The sequence below is a fragment of the Phycicoccus jejuensis genome (assembly GCF_044797865.1).
GTDB classification, from domain to species: Bacteria; Actinomycetota; Actinomycetes; order Actinomycetales; family Dermatophilaceae; genus Phycicoccus; species Phycicoccus jejuensis.
Genome location: NZ_CP085209.1, coordinates 2,607,353 through 2,625,984, shown reverse-complemented (window position 1 = coordinate 2,625,984; position 18,632 = coordinate 2,607,353). Strand labels below are relative to the sequence as shown.

General features: G+C 74.2%; 17 protein-coding genes. 11 read left to right on the top strand and 6 right to left on the bottom strand.

The genetic code is table 11. From position 1 onward, the window contains the following. Position 1: 1 nt before the first annotated feature. Positions 2-754 carry an N-acetyltransferase gene (locus tag LG324_RS12480; protein WP_404348295.1) on the bottom strand — a complete coding sequence of 251 codons (753 nt, stop codon included), beginning with the start codon at positions 752-754 and terminating at the stop codon, positions 2-4. Positions 755-917: 163 nt separating this feature from the next. Then, positions 918-1,892 (bottom strand): IS481 family transposase, encoded by a 975-nt coding sequence (locus tag LG324_RS12475; protein ID WP_404348292.1) that lies wholly within the window; start codon positions 1,890-1,892, stop codon positions 918-920. A gap of 285 nt (positions 1,893-2,177) precedes the next feature. On the opposite strand from LG324_RS12475, the gene LG324_RS12470 reads away from it, so the two are divergent. The 5 genes from LG324_RS12470 (at position 2,178) to LG324_RS12450 (ending at position 6,959) form a co-directional block, all read left to right on the top strand. Beyond that, on the top strand, positions 2,178-2,654 hold the full coding sequence (locus LG324_RS12470) for a GPP34 family phosphoprotein (RefSeq protein ID WP_404348290.1): 477 nt from the start codon (positions 2,178-2,180) through the stop codon (positions 2,652-2,654). Positions 2,655-2,757: 103 nt separating this feature from the next. Beyond that, positions 2,758-4,743 (top strand): threonine--tRNA ligase, encoded by a 1,986-nt coding sequence (gene thrS, locus LG324_RS12465; RefSeq protein WP_404353144.1) that lies wholly within the window; start codon positions 2,758-2,760, stop codon positions 4,741-4,743. A gap of 344 nt (positions 4,744-5,087) precedes the next feature. Then, a complete protein-coding gene (locus tag LG324_RS12460) occupies positions 5,088-5,561 on the top strand; it encodes a GNAT family N-acetyltransferase (protein ID WP_404348288.1) in 474 nt (157 codons plus the stop codon). A 9-nt stretch (positions 5,562-5,570) separates the two neighbouring features. After that, complete coding sequence (locus LG324_RS12455; protein WP_404348285.1) at positions 5,571-6,386, top strand: SDR family NAD(P)-dependent oxidoreductase; 816 nt, start codon at positions 5,571-5,573, stop codon at positions 6,384-6,386. A 33-nt stretch (positions 6,387-6,419) separates the two neighbouring features. Beyond that, positions 6,420-6,959 carry an HIT domain-containing protein gene (locus LG324_RS12450; protein ID WP_030529112.1) on the top strand — a complete coding sequence of 180 codons (540 nt, stop codon included), beginning with the start codon at positions 6,420-6,422 and terminating at the stop codon, positions 6,957-6,959. Positions 6,960-6,966: 7 nt separating this feature from the next. Here the strand turns inward: LG324_RS12450 and LG324_RS12445 are convergent, their stop codons facing one another. After that, the gene (locus tag LG324_RS12445; RefSeq protein WP_404348283.1) at positions 6,967-9,072 is read right to left on the bottom strand and encodes an elongation factor G; all 2,106 of its coding nucleotides are present in this window, start codon (positions 9,070-9,072) and stop codon (positions 6,967-6,969) included. A 69-nt stretch (positions 9,073-9,141) separates the two neighbouring features. Here LG324_RS12445 and pgsA point away from each other — a divergent pair, with 69 nt between their 5' ends. Genes pgsA through pdxS form a run of 5 tightly spaced genes read left to right on the top strand, consistent with a single transcriptional unit; the run spans position 9,142 to position 13,434 of the window. Then, complete coding sequence (gene pgsA, locus LG324_RS12440) at positions 9,142-9,756, top strand: phosphatidylinositol phosphate synthase (protein ID WP_030529114.1); 615 nt, start codon at positions 9,142-9,144, stop codon at positions 9,754-9,756. After that, a complete protein-coding gene (locus tag LG324_RS12435; protein WP_404348281.1) occupies positions 9,753-10,694 on the top strand; it encodes a phosphatidylinositol mannoside acyltransferase in 942 nt (313 codons plus the stop codon). Before pgsA ends, LG324_RS12435 begins: the two co-directional genes overlap by 4 nt. Further along, positions 10,691-11,878, top strand: coding sequence for a glycosyltransferase family 4 protein (locus LG324_RS12430; RefSeq protein WP_404348279.1), 1,188 nt, complete (start codon positions 10,691-10,693; stop codon positions 11,876-11,878). Before LG324_RS12435 ends, LG324_RS12430 begins: the two co-directional genes overlap by 4 nt. Further along, positions 11,875-12,468, top strand: a complete 594-nt coding sequence (locus tag LG324_RS12425; protein WP_404348277.1) for a hypothetical protein — start codon at positions 11,875-11,877, stop codon at positions 12,466-12,468. Before LG324_RS12430 ends, LG324_RS12425 begins: the two co-directional genes overlap by 4 nt. A 54-nt stretch (positions 12,469-12,522) precedes the next feature. Then, entirely contained in the window at positions 12,523-13,434 is a 912-nt protein-coding gene (pdxS, locus tag LG324_RS12420; protein ID WP_030529118.1) for a pyridoxal 5'-phosphate synthase lyase subunit PdxS, read from the top strand. A 10-nt stretch (positions 13,435-13,444) separates the two neighbouring features. On the opposite strand, the gene LG324_RS12415 is transcribed toward pdxS, so the two are convergent. Both LG324_RS12415 and kynU read right to left on the bottom strand, forming a co-directional pair. Next, positions 13,445-15,109, bottom strand: coding sequence for an MFS transporter (locus LG324_RS12415; RefSeq protein WP_404348275.1), 1,665 nt, complete (start codon positions 15,107-15,109; stop codon positions 13,445-13,447). Positions 15,110-15,135: 26 nt separating this feature from the next. Then, positions 15,136-16,374: a kynureninase gene (gene kynU, locus LG324_RS12410; protein ID WP_404348272.1), complete on the bottom strand. Its 1,239-nt coding sequence runs from the start codon at positions 16,372-16,374 to the stop codon at positions 15,136-15,138. Between the two features lie 146 nt (positions 16,375-16,520). Between kynU and LG324_RS12405 the strand changes: the two genes are divergently transcribed. Then, positions 16,521-18,095, top strand: coding sequence for a GGDEF domain-containing protein (locus LG324_RS12405; protein WP_404348270.1), 1,575 nt, complete (start codon positions 16,521-16,523; stop codon positions 18,093-18,095). Positions 18,096-18,107: 12 nt separating this feature from the next. Here the strand turns inward: LG324_RS12405 and LG324_RS12400 are convergent, their stop codons facing one another. After that, the gene (locus tag LG324_RS12400; RefSeq protein ID WP_207021719.1) at positions 18,108-18,623 is read right to left on the bottom strand and encodes a GNAT family N-acetyltransferase; all 516 of its coding nucleotides are present in this window, start codon (positions 18,621-18,623) and stop codon (positions 18,108-18,110) included. Positions 18,624-18,632: the final 9 nt, after the last annotated feature.

Sequence of the window (18,632 nt, the reverse complement as noted above, 5' to 3'; positions counted from 1 at the left end):
GTCAGAGGGAGTGGTGCACCCAGACCGCCGGCTCGACGTACACCGCGTGGTCGTGCTCGAGGCTGACGTGGACCGGGTTCAGCGCGAAGGGGACCACCACCTCACCCGAGGCGTCGAAGGGCTCGCCGGTCCAGGAGCGCCACTCGGCCAGCGACCCGGAGATCGTCATCGCCCGTGGGCACACCGTCCGTATCGTGCCACCCGCCCTCACGTGCAACCGCAGCCACGGGTCGGTGGGGAGGCCGTCGGCCCGCAGGCGCGACGCGTACTCCGTCATCGGGGTGTGCGGCTCGTCGGCCTTGCGGCTGGGCCGCACCGGCGCCACGAGGTCGCGGTACCCCAGCCCGGCGGCGTTGGCCCGCTTGTGCTCGAGGAGGACGGACGCCAGCCCCGTGCCGCGCAGGTCGGGGCGGATCGTCACCTCGAGCGCCGACACGTGGGTCGGCCGGCGACCCGCGACCTCGTCGAGCCAGGCCCACCGGATGACCCCGTCCCAGCCGTCGTCGGGCAGCTCGTCGCGGCCGGTGTCGCCTCCGAACGCGAAGGGAACCGAGCACGAGCGGGCGACCGGACGGTCGAGGTGGTCGGCGTCGAACGCCAGGAGCGTGTGGGCGGCGAACGTCGTGCCCGCCCGAGGGAAGAAGAGGTCGCCCACCGGGTCCTGCTGCAGGAAGCGCGGCCAGTCGAGGGCGGGGTCCCACAGGTGGTGGGCCATGTCCGGACGCTCGGCGAGGTTGACGACGACGAGGTCCATGGGGTCAGGCTAGGTCCCTCGCGGGGGCGACGTCGCGCTCCGCCCGCAGGGGGAGGCGCCGGCGCCGCGGCGGTGGTCCGATGGAGGCATCCGACATCCCCGAGGAGGCGACGATGACCGTCTCGCTGACCGACGAGCTGCTGCTGCTAGTTGTACCCGGCCATCAGGTTGGTGACAGGCGGCTGGTCGGTGGGAGTCCGCCGAGGGCGGTGTGGCGTCGTTGAGTGTTGTACTGCTCGAGCCAGGGGGCTAGGGCGTCGGCGCGGGCTTGGTTGCTGGTGAAGACTTGTCGGTAGGCCCATTCGGTGGCCAAGGTGCGGTTGAAGCGTTCGACCTTGCCGTTCTGCCAGGGGCAGTGGGGGCGGATGAACTTGTGCTTCGCGCCCAGAGCGGTCATCGCGGCCGCGACGTCGTTGCTCTTGCGGTGGCTGAAGTGGTTGTCGGTGATGATCCGTTCGATGGCGGGGATGCCGTGATCGGCGAAGTAGGCCGCGGCGCGCTGGATGAAGGCCCCGCAGGTGGCTCCTTTCTCATCGGGCAGGATCTTGCTGTAGGCCAGGCGGGAGTGGTCATCGACCATCGAGTGCACGTAGTCGTACCCGATCCGGGCCTTCTTCTTCGCCGCGCTCGAACCCATCGAGCGGCCGTGGGCGCGCCACCCGCCACCGTCGGGGATCTTCCCGATCTTCTTGACGTCGACATGGACCAGCTCCCCGGGCCGGTCCCGCTCATAGCGGACCGCGGTGGACTTGCTGGAGCGGATCACCTCGCCGGTGAGTGGGTCCAGCACCCGCAGGAGCGGGACGTGGTGGCGGCGCAGGACGCGGCTGACGGTGCGGGCCGGCACGCCCAGCTCGGGCCCGAGCCAGTCCTGCCCGCGGCGGTGCTCGACCCTGGCAGCCAGGATCGCGGTCTCGACCGCTGCGCTGGTGCGGCGTGGGCTCGACCTCGGCCGGGAGGACCGATCCACCAGCCCGGCCTCGCCCTCGGCATCGAAGCGGGCCACCCACCGGTGGGCGCACTGACGCGAGATCCCCATCGCCTTCGCCGCATGAGCCACCGCCCACCCCTGGCGACGGACCCGGTCCACCAGAAGACGACGACCATGAACATTCAGACGAGCGTTAGCGTGGGCCACGAGAACCTCCGGGCGGTGTAGGACCTAGACAAATCCACACCTCACCCGGAGGTTCTCCTCCTCGTCAACGCCTACGCGTCACCAACGTCCCGGCCGAGTACAGCTAGTCCTCGACCCCACGAGCGGACGACCCGCCATCGACAGCACGCGGCTGCGGGCCGTCGTGGGAGGCGCGACCGTGGCCGGGCTCGTGCTCGACGGCGCGCTCGCGCTCGACGGCACCGACAAGCGGGCCCGGCTGCGGCGCACCGGCACCGCCGTGCCCACCGAGCCCCCCTGCGCGAGGTGCTCGACCTCGCGGAGGGCCGGCGGCCCAAGGACGTCGTCTCGAAGCTCGGCGGCGCCGGCGCGTGGCGGGACCGCGCGGGAGCGCTGCGCGACCTGTCGTTCCAGCGGATGACGGCCGCCGGCGTGCTGCGCCACGAGGAGACCAGGGTGCTCGGGCTCTTCCCGCGCTCCCGCTGGACGGTGCTCGACCCCTCGCTCGTGCCGGCGCTGCGCCACCGCGTCGCTGCCGCCCTGGCCGACGGCGCGCCGGTGCCCGACGCCCGGACGACCGCCCTCGTCGCGCTCCTGTCGTCGGTCGACCACCTCGCCGCCCTCACCGTGCTGCCGAAGCGCGAGGCCAAGCGGCGCGCGGACGCCGTGACCGCCGGGGACTGGGCCGCTCCGGCCGTCCGGGCCGCCGTGGAGGAGGTCAACGCCGCGGTCGTGGCCGGCGTCGTCGCGGCGACGGCGGCGACGGCCGCCGCGACCAGCTGACGGGCCCGCCACCGGAACTGCCGCGACCCGCCCGGGTGCGCCTCGCTAGCATCGGGGCGTGCCGGGATCCCGGCGCGCCCACCACCACGAGGAGACCCTCACCATGGCTGCCCAGATCACCGTCCACGTCGCCGGGAGCGAGCGATCGGTGGCCGAGGGCACGACCTACGGCGACCTCTTCGAGGGCGACCCGGCCGTGCTCGTCGCCCGCGTCGGCGGCGAGCTGCGCGACCTCCACCTCGCCGCCGCCGACGGCGAGGCCGTCGAGCCCGTGACCGCCGCCGAGCAGGACGGCCTCGACGTCCTGCGGCACAGCGCCGCCCACGTGCTCGCGCAAGCCGTGCAGGAGGTCCACCCGTCCGCGAAGCTCGGCATCGGCCCGCCGGTCCGCGACGGCTTCTACTACGACTTCGACGTCGAGACCCCGTTCACCCCGGAGGACCTCAAGTCCCTCGAGAAGGTGATGCAGCGCATCGTCAACGAGGGCCAGACCTTCCGCCGGCGCGAGGTGTCGGACGCCGACGCCGCCGTCGAGCTCGCCGACGAGCCGTACAAGATCGAGCTCATCGGCCTCAAGGGCGGGGCGGCCGAGGACGCCGCCGAGGGGGCGAGCGTGGAGGTCGGTGGCGCCCAGCTGACCATCTACGACAACGTCCGCCGCGACGGCACCGTCGCGTGGGGCGACCTGTGCCGCGGCCCGCACGTCCCCTCCACCAAGGTCCTCGGCAACGCCTTCAAGCTGATGCGCAGCGCCGCCGCCTACTGGCGCGGCTCGGAGAAGAACCCCCAGCTGCAGCGCGTCTACGGCACCGCGTGGCCGACCAAGGACGAGCTCAAGGCCTACCTGGACCGGCTCGCCGAGGCCGAGAAGCGGGACCACCGCAAGCTCGGCGCCGAGCTCGACCTGTACTCCTTCCCCGACGAGATCGGGTCCGGGATGGTCGTCTTCCACCCGCGTGGCGGCGTCATCAAGCGCGAGATGGAGGACTACGTCCGCCGGCGGCACATCGAGGAGGGCTTCCAGTACGTCGGGACCCCCCATATCAGCAAGGACGGCCTCTTCCACACCTCGGGCCACCTGCCGTACTACGCCGACACGATGTTCCCGCCGATGGAGCTCGAGCACGCCGAGTACCGCCTCAAGGCGATGAACTGCCCGATGCACAACCTCATCTTCCGCTCGCGCGGCCGCTCCTACCGCGAGCTGCCGATGCGCCTCTTCGAGTTCGGGTCGGTCTACCGCTACGAGAAGTCCGGCGTCGTCCACGGCCTGACCCGCGTGCGGGCGATGACCCAGGACGACTCGCACTCCTACGTCACGCCCGAGCAGGCCCCGGCCGAGATCGAGCACCTGCTCAAGTTCGTCGTCGGCCTCCTGAAGGACTTCGGCCTCGACGACTACTACTTCGAGCTCTCGACCCGCGCGACCGAGGGTGACAAGAAGGACAAGTTCATCGGCTCCGACGAGCAGTGGGAGGTGGCGACCGAGGTCCTGCGCTCCACCGCCTCGACCTTCGGCGTCGAGCTCGTCGACGACCCGGGCGGCGCCGCGTTCTACGGCCCGAAGGTCTCGGTCCAGGCACGCGACGCCATCGGCCGGACCTGGCAGATGTCGACCATCCAGTACGACTTCAACCAGCCGCACCGCTTCGGCCTGGAGTACCAGGCCGCCGACGGCTCGCGCCAGGAGCCGGTGATGATCCACTCGGCGAAGTTCGGCTCCATCGAGCGCTTCATCGGGGTGCTCGTCGAGCACTACGCCGGCGCCTTCCCCGTCTGGCTCTCTCCGGTCCAGGTGCTCGGCGTGCCGGTGGCCGAGGAGTTCGTGCCGTACCTGCGCGAGGTCGGGGCGAAGCTCGCGGAGCACGGCGTCCGCTTCGAGGTCGACGAGTCCGACGACCGCTTCCCGAAGAAGATCCGCACCGCGAGCAAGTCCAAGGTGCCCTACGTCCTCATCGCCGGCGGCGAGGACCGGGAGGCCGGCGCGGTGTCCTTCCGCTACCGCGACGGGTCGCAGAAGAACGGGGTGCCGGTCGACGACGCCGTGGCCGAGGTGCTCGAGGCCATCCGCACGAAGGCGCAGGTCTGACCACCCGTCACGTCCGTCACACGACACGCCGACGACACGCCGCCGGCCTCACAGGTCCGACATTTCTCGTCGGAAACGCTTGCGGCGCAGGCTGACCGAGGAGCAAGATCAGACCACTCCACCACTTCGGTGGCGGAGGGAACGGACCGGACGAAGGACACCAGGCCCCGCGGCCTCGCCGCGAGGAGCCACCGGGTGATGGCGGTGGTGGTGACCGGGGAGCCGGACCGCGAGACGCGGAGCATCACGACGCGTCACCCGAGGCCCCGGAACCACTCATACTGGTTCCGGGGCCTCACCCATTCCACCTCCCACCAGGGCGCCGGATGGGCCATGCTGGGCACGTGGAGACGGCGAGGGACGTGCGGGTGCGCGAGGCGCTGCCCACCGACGCGTTCTCGGTCGCGGCGCTGCACATCCAGGACGAGCGGGAGCAGGGGTACGCGCTGCCGCCGGGCTTCCTCGACTCCTTCGCCGACGCCTGGCTGGCCGACCGCGCCCGCCGCACCTGGCTCGCGGAGGACGGCAGCGGCCGGCCGCTCGGGCTCGTGCACGGCACCCGGGTCCAGAAGCTGCCGAGCGCCCGCCGCCCGGCGGACGCCTGGTTCCACGTCAGCCTGCTCTTCGTCACGCCGGACGCGCGCGGCGCCGGGCTGGGAGAACGCCTGCTGCGCACCCTCGTCGCGTGGGCCGTGACCGACCGCGTGACCCGCATCCAGCTCAACGCCGTGCCGGAGGCGCGCGGGCTCTACGAGCGGGTCGGGTTCGGCGCCCCGTCCGAGCGCCTCATGGAGCTGAGGCTCGACCGCCCGACCTAGGGTGGGCGGATGCAGCCCACCACCTCCCGCGGAGTCCTCGTCACCGGCGCGTCCCGAGGGGTGGGAGCCGCCGTCGCCCGGGCCTTCGCCGAGCGAGGCGACCGCGTCGTCGTCCACCACCGCGGGCCCGGCAGCGCCGACCGGGCGGACGAGGTGCTGGGCTCGCTGGCCGGGGAGGGGCACGTGCGCCTGGCGGCCGACCTCGCCGACCCGGCCGCCGTCGAGGCCCTCGCCGCGGACGCCGTGGTGGCGCTCGGGCGCGTCGACGTGCTCGTCAACAACGCGGCGATGATCGCGGAGCCCGGCTCGTCGGCGAGCCGCCGCGGCGACCACCCGCTCGACGCGACGTCGTACGAGGACTGGGTCGCGGTGTGGCAGCGCACGATCGCGACGAACCTCCTCGGCCCCGCGAACCTCACGTGGTGCGTCGCCCGGCACATGCTCGAGGTCGCCCCGGCCGACGGCGTCCCGGTCGGCCGCGTCGTCAACGTCGGCTCCCGCGGCGCGTACCGCGGCGAGCCCGACATCCCCGCGTACGGTGCGTCCAAGGCGGGCCTGCACTCCTTCGGCCAGTCGATGGCGCAGCACCTCGGCCGGCACGGCATCGCCGTCACGAGCATCGCCCCGGGTTTCATCGCGACCGAGATGGCCGGCTACGCGATGGCCGACCCGGCCGCCGCCGAGGCCACCCGCGCCCAGAGCCCCTTCCACCGGGTCGCGCAGCCGGAGGAGGTGGCGGCGGCGGTCGTCGCCCTCGCCGAGCCGGCGGCCGAGTGGGCCTCGGGCGCCGTGCTCGACTTCAACGGGGCGTCGTACCTGCGCTGAGCCCGCCGGGGCGACGCACCTAGGATCGGGGGCATGGCCGACCTCGAGAGCACCGCCGACTTCGCTGGTGAGCCGGACGGCTTCGAGCGGCTGTGGACCCCGCACCGGATGGTCTACATCCAGGGGGACCGCCCCGACCCCGACGCCGGCCACGGCTGCCCCTTCTGCGCGGCCCCGGGCAAGAGCGACGAGGAGGGGCTCGTCGTCCACCGCGGCGAGCACTGCTACGTCGTGATGAACCTCTTCCCGTACAACCCCGGCCACGTCCTCGTCTGCCCCTACCGGCACGTCCCGCTCTACGTCGACCTCACCGACGAGGAGACGGCCGAGTTCACCCTGCTGACCAAGCAGGCCGTCCGTGCGCTCGAGGCGGCGTCGGCGCCGATGGGCTTCAACCTCGGGATGAACCAGGGCGCGGTCGCCGGGGCCGGCGTCGCGGCCCACCTGCACCAGCACGTCGTGCCGCGCTGGGGCGGCGACAGCAACTTCCTGCCGATCGTCGCGCGCACCAAGGCCGTGCCGATGCTGCTGGAGGACGTGCGCGCCCGGCTCGCCGCGCACTGGCCCGCCTGAGGCACCGTCAGGCGGAGTCGGCCGTGGCCCTCAGGTGCTCACGGGCCAGGCGGTCCGGCAGCACCTCGTAGCCGCGCGGCTCGCGCCGGAAGGTCCCCGTGCCGTGCGCGAGCGAGCGCAGGGCCACGGCGTAGTCGAGCAGCTCCAGGCGCGGCACCGCCGCCGTGAGCACCGAGCGGCCGGTGTCGCCCTCGGCCGGCTCGGAGCCGATGATCTGCCCGCGTCGGGTGCTGACGTCGGTCATCACCGCCCCGAGGTGCTCGTCGTCGACCTCGACCGTCACGGTGTCGATCGGCTCGAGCAGGCACAGCGACTGCGGGGAGGCGAGCTCGCGCAGCGCGAGCCCGGCCGCGGTCTGGAAGGCCATGTCGGAGGAGTCGACGCTGTGCGCCTTGCCGTCGGTCAGGGTGACGCGGACGTCGGTGACCGGCCACCCGGCGAGCAGGCCCTTGGCCAGCTGCGCGTGCACGCCCTTCTCGACGCTGCCGATGAACTGCCGCGGGACGGCGCCGCCGACGACGACCTCGGCGAACTCGACGCCGGAGCCGCGGGGGAGCGGCTCGAGGGTGAGGTGGCAGACCGCGTACTGCCCGTGGCCGCCGGACTGCTTGACGTGCCGGCCCTGCGCCTGCGACCGGGTCACCGCGGTCTCCTTGAGCGCCACGGCCACCGGCTCCTGCTCGACCCCGACGTTGAAGCGGTCGCGCAGGCGGTGCAGGACGAGGTCGAGGTGCGCCGGGCCGGTGGTCCACAGGACGACCTGGCCGGTCTCGGGGTCGTGCTCGATCCGCAGCGACGGGTCCTCGGCCGCGAGCTCGCGGAACGCGACGGGCATCCGGTCCTCGTCGGCGCGCGTCGCGGCCCGCACCGCCGCCGGCAGGAGGGCGTCCGGCAGCGCCCACGGGGTGACGAGGAGCGGGTGCGCGGGGTCGGAGAGGGTGTCGGAGGTCTGCGCGCCGGCGAGCTTGGTCACGACCACGACCTCCCCGGCCATGGCCTGCTCCTTCGCGAGCAGCTCACCGTCGAGCGGCGACCCGAGCGACCCGGGCCGCACGTCGTCGTCGTGCGCCTCGTGCCCCTCGCCGGTCGGGCCGTCGAGCAGCTCGAGGTGGCCCGAGACGTGCACGGGGCGGTCCGCGCGCAGCGTCCCGGAGAAGACGCGCACCAGCGAGAGGTGGCCGACGTAGGCGTCGGACTCGGTGTGGACGACCTCGGCGACGAGCGGGCCGTCCGGGTCGGCCGTGATCGGCACCGGGTCGCCGCCGCCGACGGGCGTCACGGTCGGCAGCGGACGCATCCCCGGGTGCGGGAACGCCGCCTCGACGAGGTGCAGCAGCACGTCGAGCCCCGCGCCGGTCTCACCCGAGACCGGCAGCACGGGGTGGAACGCGCCGTGGGCCACCGCTTGGAGCAGGTCGCGCTCGAGCGTCTCGAACGGCAGGTCCTCCCCGGCGAGGTAGCGGTCCATCAGCTCCGGGTCCTCGGACTCCTCGATGATCCCCTCGACGAGCCCGGGACGGTGCGTGTCGAAGGCGTCGGCGTGCTCCGCGCCGGCGGGCCGCACCGTCCGCGCGCCCCCGGCGTAGTCGTGGATCTCGCCGAGCAGGAGGTCGGCGATGGAGGTCACCGCGCCGTCGACGCCCGCCACCGGGACCCCGAGCGGCTGGATGCCCGCGCCGAAGTGGGCCCGGCAGTCCTCGAGCGTCGCGACGAAGTCGGCGTCGCGGGCGTCGAGCTGCGTGACGACGACCGCCCGTGGCATGCCGACGACCGCGCACTCGTGCCAGAGCTGGCGCGAGCGGGCGTCGGCGCCGTCCGCGGCCGAGACGACGAAGAGGGCGGCGTCCGCAGCACGCAGACCCGCCCTCACCTGCCCGACGAAGTCGGGGTTGCCCGGGGCGTCGAGGAGGGTCATCACCACCTCCCCGCACGCAAGGGTCGCGGCCCGCAGGCCCGAGGGCTCCGAGCCCTTCGACCGGGTCCCCGACCGCGGGGCGAGCTCCTCGACGACGCGGTCGAAGAGCCGCGAGGTCCCCGCGCCGCTCGGTCCGAGGAGGAGGACGGTGCGCAGGCGGGTGGTGTCCGTGACGGTCGGGGCCGGTGTTCCGCTCATGCCCCCAATCAACTCCTCCCCGGCACCCTGCACAAGAGGATCGCGGGTCCCCACTACGCTGACCGGACCATGCTCAACCGATACGCGCGCGCGTTCTTCACGAAGCTCCTCACCCCGGTCGCCTCGCTGCTCCTGCGGCTCGGCATCAGCCCCGACGTCGTCACCGTCATCGGGACCATCGGCGTGGCCGCGGGCGCGCTCGTGTTCTACCCGCGCGGCGAGTTCTTCGTCGGCACCCTCGTCATCACGGCGTTCGTCTTCTCCGACACCGTCGACGGCATCATGGCGCGGCGCCTCGGGCGCTCCAGCAGCTGGGGCGCCTACCTCGACTCCACGCTCGACCGGGTCGGCGACGCGGCCGTCTTCGGGGGCCTCGTCCTCTGGTACGCGGGCAACGGCGGGAACGCGTACATGGCCGCGCTCGCGCTCGCCTGCCTCATCCTCGGCAGCGTCGTCTCCTACGCCAAGGCCCGCGCCGAGGGCCTGGGGATGACGGCGAACGTCGGCATCGCCGAGCGCGCCGACCGGCTCGTCGCCGTCCTCGTGGCCACCGGCCTCACCGGGCTGTTCTCCATCCCCACCGTCTTCCTCGGGGTCGTCCTCGCCGTCCTCGCGCTCGCGAGCCTCGTCACCGTCGTCCAGCGCATCCTCGAGGTGCGTCGGCAGGCGCTGGGCGCCGCGTGAGGGGAGTGCCGGCGCGGCTCGGCGACGCCGCCGTGCTCGCCGGGCACCGCCTGGGCTGGGCCGCCGTCCGGCGGATGCCGGAGCGCGCCGCCTACCGGCTCTTCGACGCCGTCGCCGACCTCACGGTCGCCCGGGGCGGTGCCGCGCGAATGCGCGCCAACTACGCGCGGGTGCGCCCCGAGCTCGACGACGCCGCGCTCGACGCCCTCGTCCGCGACGGGATGCGCTCCTACCTGCGCTACTACTGCGAGGCCTTCCGGCTGCCCGAGCTCGGCCCCGACGAGCTCGCCGCGCGCGTCCGGCTCGAGGGCGACGCCCCGGTGCGCGAGGCGCTCGACGCCGGCGGCAGCGTCGTCTGCTTCCTCGGTCACCTCGGCAACTGGGACCTCGCGGGCGCCTGGTGCACGGTGCACCTCGGCCCGGTGACGACCGTCGCCGAGCGGCTCGAGCCCGAGGAGGTCTTCCGCGAGTTCCTCGCCTTCCGCGAGGGCCTCGGGATGACCATCCTGCCGCTCACCGGGGGGCCCGCCGTCTTCCCGGCGCTGCGCGAGGCCGCGCGCCGTCCCGGCCTCGTCCCGCTGCTCGCCGACCGCGACCTCACCCACCAGGGCGTCACCGTCGACCTCTGCGGCCACCCGGCGCGGATGGCGCCCGGTCCCGCGGCCCTCGCCCTCGCCGAGCGCCGGCCGCTCTTCCCGGTGTCGATCCGGCACGAGCGACGCGGCCGCGGCTGGGGCATCGTCATCACGTTCCACCCGGCGGTCACCGTGCCGGAGACCGGCGCCACCCGCGAGAAGGTCGTCTCGATGGTGCAGCAGTGCGCGGACGCGCTGGGCTCCGCGGTGCGCGAGCACACGGCCGACTGGCACATGCTCCAGCGCGTCTTCCTCGAGGACCTCGACGAGGACCGCCTGGCGCGGCAGGGTGTGACCTCGTGAGGATCGGGATCGTCTGCCCCTACTCGTGGGACGTGCCGGGAGGCGTGCAGTTCCACGTCCGCGACCTCGCGGAGGTCTTCATCGCGCAGGGCCACGACGTCTCGGTGCTGGCACCGGCCGACGAGGACTCGGACCTCCCGTCGTACCTCACCTCGTGCGGGCGCGCCGTGCCGGTGCGCTACAACGGCTCGGTGGCCCGGCTGACCTTCGGCCCGGTGACCTCCGCGCGGGTCACCCGCTGGCTCGAGACGGGCGCCTTCGACGTCGTGCACCTGCACGAGCCGGTCACGCCGTCGGTGTCGCTGATGGCGCTCTGGGCGGCCGAGGAGCCGGTCGTCGCCACCTTCCACACCTCGACCGTCCGCTCCCGGGCCATGCACGCCGCCAACCCGCTGCTGCGGCCCTCGCTGGAGAAGATCCGCGCCCGCATCGCCGTCTCGGAGGACGCCGCGCGCACCGTGCGCCGGCACCTCGGCGGTGACACCTACATCATCCCCAACGGCGTGCACGTCGACGCGTTCGACGTCGCGCCCCGCCGTCCGGAGTGGACCGGCACCCCCGACGCGCCGACGCTCGCGTTCCTCGGCCGGGTCGACGAGCCGCGCAAGGGCCTCGGGGTCGCCCTCGCGGCCCTGCCGGCGGTCCTCGACGTCCACCCGCGGGCCCGGCTGCTCGTCGCCGGACCGGGGGAGGCCGACGACCTGCTCAAGCGGGTCGAGCCGCGCGTGGCCGCCGCCACCGTCGTCCTCGGCGCCGTCTCGGACGCCGACAAGGCCAGCCTCCTGCGCTCGGTCGACGCCTACCTCGCGCCGCACCTCGGCGGCGAGAGCTTCGGCATCGTGCTCGTCGAGGCGATGGCCGCCGGCGCACCCGTCGTGGCCTCCGACCTCTCGGCCTTCGTGGCGGTGCTCGACGGGGGGCGCGTCGGCGTCACCTTCGAGGCGGGCTCGGCCGCCGCGCTCGGTGAGGCCGTCGTCGGCCTGATCGCGGACCCCGCCCGCCGCGAGCACCTGTCCCGCGAGGGCCGAGACCGGGCCCGCACCTTCGACTGGTCGCGCGTCTCGGGCCAGGTGATGGCCGTCTACGAGACGGTGCTCGAGGGCGCGCACGCCGAGCTCGCGGAGCCGCCCCGCGGCCTGTGGAGCCGGTTCGTCCGCAGCGTCCCGGGGACGGGGGGCTCGTGAGCGACGTCGACATCCTCCAGGTGACGACCTTCGTCGTCATCGTCCTCATCGTCGCCGCCTGGTACCTCTCGTACGCGGCGGCCCGGCTCGACCGGCTGCACGCCAAGGCCGAGGGCGCGATGAGCGCGCTCGACGCCCAGCTCGTCCGCCGCGCCGAGGCCACCCTCGAGCTGGCCAACAGCGGTGCGCTCGACCCGGCCACCGCCCTGCTGCTCGCGGACGCCGCGACCGAGTCGGTCGAGCGCACGACGGAGCACCCGCTCGCCGAGGACCTCCTCGACGGGCAGCACTTCGGCGGGCGCGAGGAGGTCGAGTCCGCGCTGAGCGAGGTGCTCTCGGTCACCCTCACCGACGACGTCGTGACGCGGCTGCGGGCCGACGGCGCCGAGCTCGTCGAGGAGTCGCTCGACCGCATCGCCTCCAGCGCCCTGCGGGTGCGGATGGCCCGGCGGTTCCACAACGACGCGGTGCGCGAGGTGCGCCGGGTGCGCGGGAAGTGGGTCGTGCGCGTCTTCCGGCTGGCGGGTCACGCGGCGCTGCCCGAGCGGGTCGAGTTCGACGACGACCTGCCCTCCGCCCTGGCCCGCTGAGCGCTGTCGAACCGTGGTCGGGAGCACCCGCGCGACCGTCCTAGAATCGCGCCCATGACCGAGCAGCAGAGCGCCCCCACGACCACCGGCACCGGCACGACCCGCGTCAAGCGCGGCATGGCCGAGATGCTCAAGGGCGGCGTCATCATGGACGTCGTCACCGCCGAGCAGGCGAAGATCGCCGAGGACTCCGGCGCCGTCGCCGTCATGGCCCTCGAGCGCGTCCCCGCCGACATCCGCGCCCAGGGCGGTGTCTCGCGGATGAGCGACCCGGACATGATCGACTCGATCATCGAGGCCGTCTCGATCCCCGTCATGGCCAAGGCCCGGATCGGCCACTTCGTCGAGGCGCAGGTCCTGCAGTCCCTCGGGGTCGACTACATCGACGAGTCCGAGGTGCTCACCCCGGCCGACTACGCCAACCACATCGACAAGTGGCAGTTCACCGTCCCCTTCGTCTGCGGTGCGACCAACCTCGGCGAGGCGCTGCGCCGCATCACCGAGGGCGCGGCGATGATCCGCTCCAAGGGCGAGGCCGGCACCGGCGACGTCTCCAACGCGACGACGCACATGCGCTCCCTGCGCAAGGAGATCAACCGCCTGCGCTCGATGGAGCCCGACGAGCTCTACGTCGCAGCCAAGGAGCTCCAGGCCCCGTACGACCTCGTCAAGGAGGTCGCCGAGACCGGCAAGCTGCCCGTCGTGCTCTTCACCGCCGGCGGCATCGCCACCCCGGCCGACGCCGCGATGATGATGCAGCTCGGCGCCGAGGGCGTCTTCGTCGGCTCGGGCATCTTCAAGTCCGGCAACCCCGCGCAGCGCGCCGAGGCCATCGTCAAGGCCACGACCTTCCACGACGACCCCGACGTCATCGCCAAGGTCTCGCGCGGCCTCGGCGAGGCGATGGTCGGCATCAACGTCGACGAGATCCCGCAGCCGCACCGCCTCGCCGAGCGCGGCTGGTGACGGCCGGCGCTCAGGGGTGGCTCGGCGCGGGTGGGGCGCCGGGCACCTCGAGCGCCACGCCGTCGACGTAGCAGTAGAACCACTCCTCGCCGGGCTCGAAGGAGCGCGCGACCGGGTGCTTTGTGGCGTGCGCGTGCGCCGTCGCGTGGCGGCCGGGTGAGGAGTCGCAGCAGCCGACGTGGCCGCACTCCTGGCACAGCCGCAGGTGCACCCACGTGCCGCCGTCGCGCAGGCACTCCACACAGCCGTCGCCGCTCGGGGTCGGGGGCGTGGGGTCGGTCAGGTGCGTACAGGGCATCGGGTCCTCCTCGGTGGTGGTGACGGGCCGGACCGGCTCGCAGTCGGGGCGGCCCGTGGCGTCGACGCGGGTCGCGAGGGGTGGCGCGCCCACCCCGGCGCAGAACGTCAGCTGCCGGTCGCCGGCCGCGGGGGCGAGGACGTCGTCGCGCACGGTGAGCCACGCGAGCACCCCGCCGGCGGCGAGGGCAGCCGCGCTGACCCACAGGGCGACCGCGAACCCGGCGTCGAAGGCGACCGGGTCGTCGTAGGCGCGCCCGGACAGCCCGGCCACGGCGGGGACGACGGCGACGGCCAGCAGGCCGGCGGTGCGGGCCACGGCGTTGTTGACGCCCGAGGCCATCCCGGCGTGCTCCGCCGGAGCGGCCGCCAGCGCCGTGGCGGTGAGCGGCGAGACCATCGTCACGAGGCCGAGGCCCAGGACGAGCACCGCCGGCAGGACGTCGAGCAGGTACGACGCCCCCGGGCCGAGCCGCAGCATGAGGAGCACCCCGGCCGCAGCGACGACCGGTCCGACCGCCATCTGCCGCCGGGGCCCGAGACGCGCGGCGAGCGCGCCGGAGGTCGAGGAGAGCAGGAGCATCACCCCGGTCACCGGCAGCAGGGCCGTCCCGGCCGCGATCGGCGAGAAGCCGGACACCACCTGCAGCTGGACGACGAGGAGGAGGAAGACCGCCCCGAGGCCCGCGTAGACGAGGAAGGTCACGAGGTTGGCGGCACGGAACTGCGCCCCCCGGAAGGCGTCGAAGCGGAGCATCGCAGAGGGGGCCCGCCGCTCGACGACGACGAAGGCGGCGGCGGCGAGCAGCCCGGTGACACCGGCGACGAGGACGGCGGCCGAGGCGCCGGACTCGCCGGCCGAGATCAGGGCGTAGGTGGCCCCGCCGAGGGCCAGCGCGCCGAGCACCGCGCCGGCGACGTCGACCGGGCCGCTCGCGCCGGGGTCGCGGCTCTCGGGGACGTGCCGCACCGCGAGGACGACGACCACCGCGGCGAGCGGGACGTTGACGAGGAACACCCACCGCCACGAGAAGGACTGGACCAGCCAGCCCCCGAGGAAGGGCCCGACCGCGGTGGCCACGCCGCCGAGGCCCGACCACGCGCCGATGGCCCGGCCGCGGTCGGCGGGGGCGATGCTCGCCTGGATCATCGCGAGGCTGCCCGGCGTGAGCAGCGCCGCGCCGACCCCCTGGAGGGCCCGGGCCGCGACGAGGAGCCCGGCGTCCGGGGCGGCTCCGCACAGCAGCGAGGCGGCCGCGAACCACACCACCCCGACGACGAACACCCGCCGGCGGCCGAACCGGTCGCCGAGGACGCCGCCGAGGAGGATGAAGGCCGCCAGCGTCCCGCGGTCGGTGGTGACGGAGGCGGCGCTCACCGGACCATCGAACCAGCCGACGGGCCTCAGGTCACCTGGGCGCGCTCCGCGAACTCGGGCCGCTCGTGCTCGCCGCCGTCGAGGACCGCGACGAGCTCCTCGGCGGCGCGCAGGACGTCGGCGTGGGTGAGGTACATCGGGCTGAAGCCGAGCCGCACGATGTCGGCCTCGCGGAAGTCGCCGACGACGCCCCGGGCGATGAGCGCCTGGACGACCCCGTAGGCCCCCTCGTGCCGGACGCTCACCTGCGAGCCGCGCCGGGCGTCGTCCCTCGGGGTCGCGACCTCGAGGTCGGGCAGGAGGGTGTCGAGGCACTCGAGGAAGTAGCCGGTGAGCGAGAGCGAGCGGGCCCGCAGGTCCGCCACGTCGACGTCGTCGTACGCGGCGAGGGCCGCCTCGAGCGCCAGCATCGACAGCAGCGGGGGCGTGCCGACGCGGCCGCGCGCGATCCCGGCGGCCGGCGCGAACTCGGGCGCCATCGCGAAGGGGGTCGCGTGCCCGTTCCACCCCGACAGCGGCTGGTCGAAGGCGTTCTGGTGGCGCTGCGCGACGTAGAGGTACGCCGGGGCGCCCGGCCCGCCGTTGAGGTACTTGTAGCCGCACCCGACGGCGAGGTCGACCTCGTGGGCGTCGAGGTCGACGGGCAGCACCCCGGCCGAGTGGCAGAGGTCCCAGCACACGAGGGCGCCGACGGCGTGGGCCGCGCGCGTGACCGCCGGCAGGTCCCAGAGCTCGCCGGTGCGGTAGTCGACCGAGCTGTAGGACGCGAGCGCGAGGTCGTCACCGAGCTCGGCGATGCGGGCCGGGGCGTCGGCGGGGGAGACGTGCTCGACGACGAGCCCGGTGTCGCGGGCGGCGGCGGCCGCGACGTAGAGGTCGGTGGGGAAGGAGGCGGGGTCGGTGAGGACGACGCGCCGCCCCGGGCGCATCCGGGCGGCCGCGACGACGACCTTGAAGAGGTTGACGGTCGTCGAGTCGGTGCAGACGACCTGCCCGGGGGCGGCGCCCACGAGCGCCCCGACGCGGTCGCCGACGCGGGTCGGCGCACCCCACCAGTCGGCCTCGTTCCAGCTCGCGATGAGCCGCTCGCCCCACTGCCGGTGCACCACGTCGGCGACCGCGTCGGCGACACCGGTGGGCAGCGCGCCGAGCGAGTTGCCGTCGAGGTAGACGACCCCCTCCGGCAGCACGAAGCGGGAGCGCAGGTCCGTCCCAGCGTGGTCGGCGTCGAGGTCCCGGGCGCGGGCGGTCAGCACTGACGACATGGCCCGACGCTATCCGGTCCGCCCCTCGGCACCTCGCGCGCCGTCCGGCAAGCACCTCGCGCAGGTGATGGACGTTCGGCCACACTTGCGCCTCCGAGTTGCGGACATCCCTGCGGTGCAGTGACGGACGTCGCACACTCGACGTCATGCGGGGAGCCACGACGACACAGCCACCGGACTGTCCACAGGCGCGCAGCGCGGAGCACCAGGAGCTGCTCGAGGAGTCGCGCGCGCTCATCCTCACGGCGCAGACCCCGGACGCCCTCGACCGTCTCCGGCTCGAGGAGATCGCCTCGCGCGCCGCGCAGGAGGGCTGGGTCGACGTCCTCATGGTGCTGGAGTACGTGCGGCTGCTCGCCGCGGACGGTGCCGTCGAGCGGCGCCGTCACCTCGTCCGGCTGCGCGAGCGCGCGCGGGCGCAGGGCGACATCGTCTGGGAGGCGCTGGCCCTGGCCCAGGGCGCCACCGCCGAGATGTGGGACGACCGGCCGCGGCTCGACGCGGACCGCGACCTGACCCGCGCGACCGTCCTCCTGCGCGGGGCGCCGCGGGGCCACGAGATGCTCGGCTCGGCGCACGTCGAGTGCGCGACCGGCTACCTCGACCGGGACATGTGGGACCTCGCCCTCGAGCACACCTCGTCGGCCGCCGACCAGCTGGGGAGCGACGAGCGCGACGCCTGGCGGATGGCCACGGCCATGTACAACCGCGCCGAGATCCAGCTGCGCCGGCTGTGCGTGACCCGCCAGACCGGCCCGAGCGAGGACCTCCACGAGCTCGGCATCCTCGCGCGCGACGCGGTGCAGCGGGTGCCGCTGCAGCTGCTGCCCGAGAGCTGGCAGGTGGACCTGCACATCTTCGAGAACCTCATCGACGCCATCGCGCCGCCCGCCTCCGGGACGCCGCGCCCGCCCGCGGACGAGGAGAACGCGGAGTTCGCGACCTACCTCGGTCTCGCACGCTCCTTCACCGAGCCCGACCCCCGCACGGCGCGCGAGCACCTCGCCGCCGCGATCGAGGCCTGGGACCGGGTCCGGATGCCCGAGCTGTACCTGCTGGCGCTGACCCGTGACGCCGAGCTCGAGGCCGAGGAGCTGGGCTACGAGACGGCCGGGCTGCGGGTCGCCCGGGAGCTGGCGCAGCGGCGCCAGGAGGCGCGCATCGCCGCCCTCGAGGCCATCGGCTCGCTCATCCAGAACGAGTACCTGTCGAGCGAGCACGCCCGGCTGCGGGTCGCCGCCGAGGTCGACGCGCTGACCGGGGTCGCCAACCGGCGCGGGCTCGAGACCCACGTCGACGGGCTGCTCGGCGCGGAGCCGGGCACCGTGCGCGACGAGGTGACGCTCGTCCTCGTCGACGTCGACCACTTCAAGTCGGTCAACGACACCCACGGCCACGAGGTGGGCGACGAGGTGCTCGTCCGGGTCGCGAGCTGCCTGCGGACGGTCGTGCGCGGCACCGACCTCGTCGTGCGCTGGGGAGGGGACGAGTTCCTGCTCCTGCTCGACACCGACCGGCTCGACACCGCCCTGCACCGGTGCCTCGACCTCGCCGAGCTCGTGCGCAGCGACCACTGGGAGGACCTCGCCGACGACCTGCGCGTCACGGTGAGCGTCGGGCTCGCGGTGGGCAAGGTCGCCGACCTCGACGGCCTGCGCCACATGGCCGACCGCGCGCTCTACCGCGCCAAGGAGCGTGGGCGGGACGGCGTCTCGGTCTGACGCGGGGCGCCGTCAGGCGTCGAGGGTCATGAGCAGCACCGGCTCGCGGTCGGCGGGCAGCCAGTGCGGGCGCGCCTCGCCGACGACCCGCCAGCCGCGGCGCCGGTAGAGGTCGGCGGCGACGGAGTGCTCCTGGACGACGTCGAGCACCGGGGTGCGCCCGAGCGACCGGACGTGCCCGACGGCCACCTCGAGCAGCCGGGAGCCGAGCCCGAGGCCGCGGCGCGCGGGGTCGACGAAGAGCGTCGACACCGTGCCGAGCCGCGCGGCCGGCAACCCGGTCGCCTCGACGAACGCCGCGGTCTCCCAGCCCTCCCCGGGCTCGAGGACGGCGACGTGCCCCGCGACCGCGCCGTCGACGGTCACGACCCACGCGCCGAGCTCGCCCGGCCGGACGACGAACTCCTCGACGGGGAAGGGCAGCGGCCAGCGCACCGGGTAGCGCGAGGCCGGCTGCTGGGCCGCGAGCACCTCGACGAGGGCAGGGACGTCGGCGGGCCGGCGGGGGCGCACGGTGGGCTCGGGCACCGGTGCAGC

Coding starts and splice junctions, on each gene's coding strand:
- thrS (WP_404353144.1), top strand. CDS start 2,758: ATGGCTGCCCAGATCACCGTCCACGTCGCCGGGAGCGAGCGATCGGTG.
- pdxS (WP_030529118.1), top strand. CDS start 12,523: ATGACCGAGCAGCAGAGCGCCCCCACGACCACCGGCACCGGCACGACC.
- LG324_RS12455 (WP_404348285.1), top strand. CDS start 5,571: ATGCAGCCCACCACCTCCCGCGGAGTCCTCGTCACCGGCGCGTCCCGA.
- pgsA (WP_030529114.1), top strand. CDS start 9,142: ATGCTCAACCGATACGCGCGCGCGTTCTTCACGAAGCTCCTCACCCCG.
- LG324_RS12405 (WP_404348270.1), top strand. CDS start 16,521: ATGCGGGGAGCCACGACGACACAGCCACCGGACTGTCCACAGGCGCGC.
- LG324_RS12450 (WP_030529112.1), top strand. CDS start 6,420: ATGGCCGACCTCGAGAGCACCGCCGACTTCGCTGGTGAGCCGGACGGC.
- LG324_RS12445 (WP_404348283.1), bottom strand. CDS start 9,072: ATGAGCGGAACACCGGCCCCGACCGTCACGGACACCACCCGCCTGCGC.
- kynU (WP_404348272.1), bottom strand. CDS start 16,374: ATGTCGTCAGTGCTGACCGCCCGCGCCCGGGACCTCGACGCCGACCAC.
- LG324_RS12480 (WP_404348295.1), bottom strand. CDS start 754: ATGGACCTCGTCGTCGTCAACCTCGCCGAGCGTCCGGACATGGCCCAC.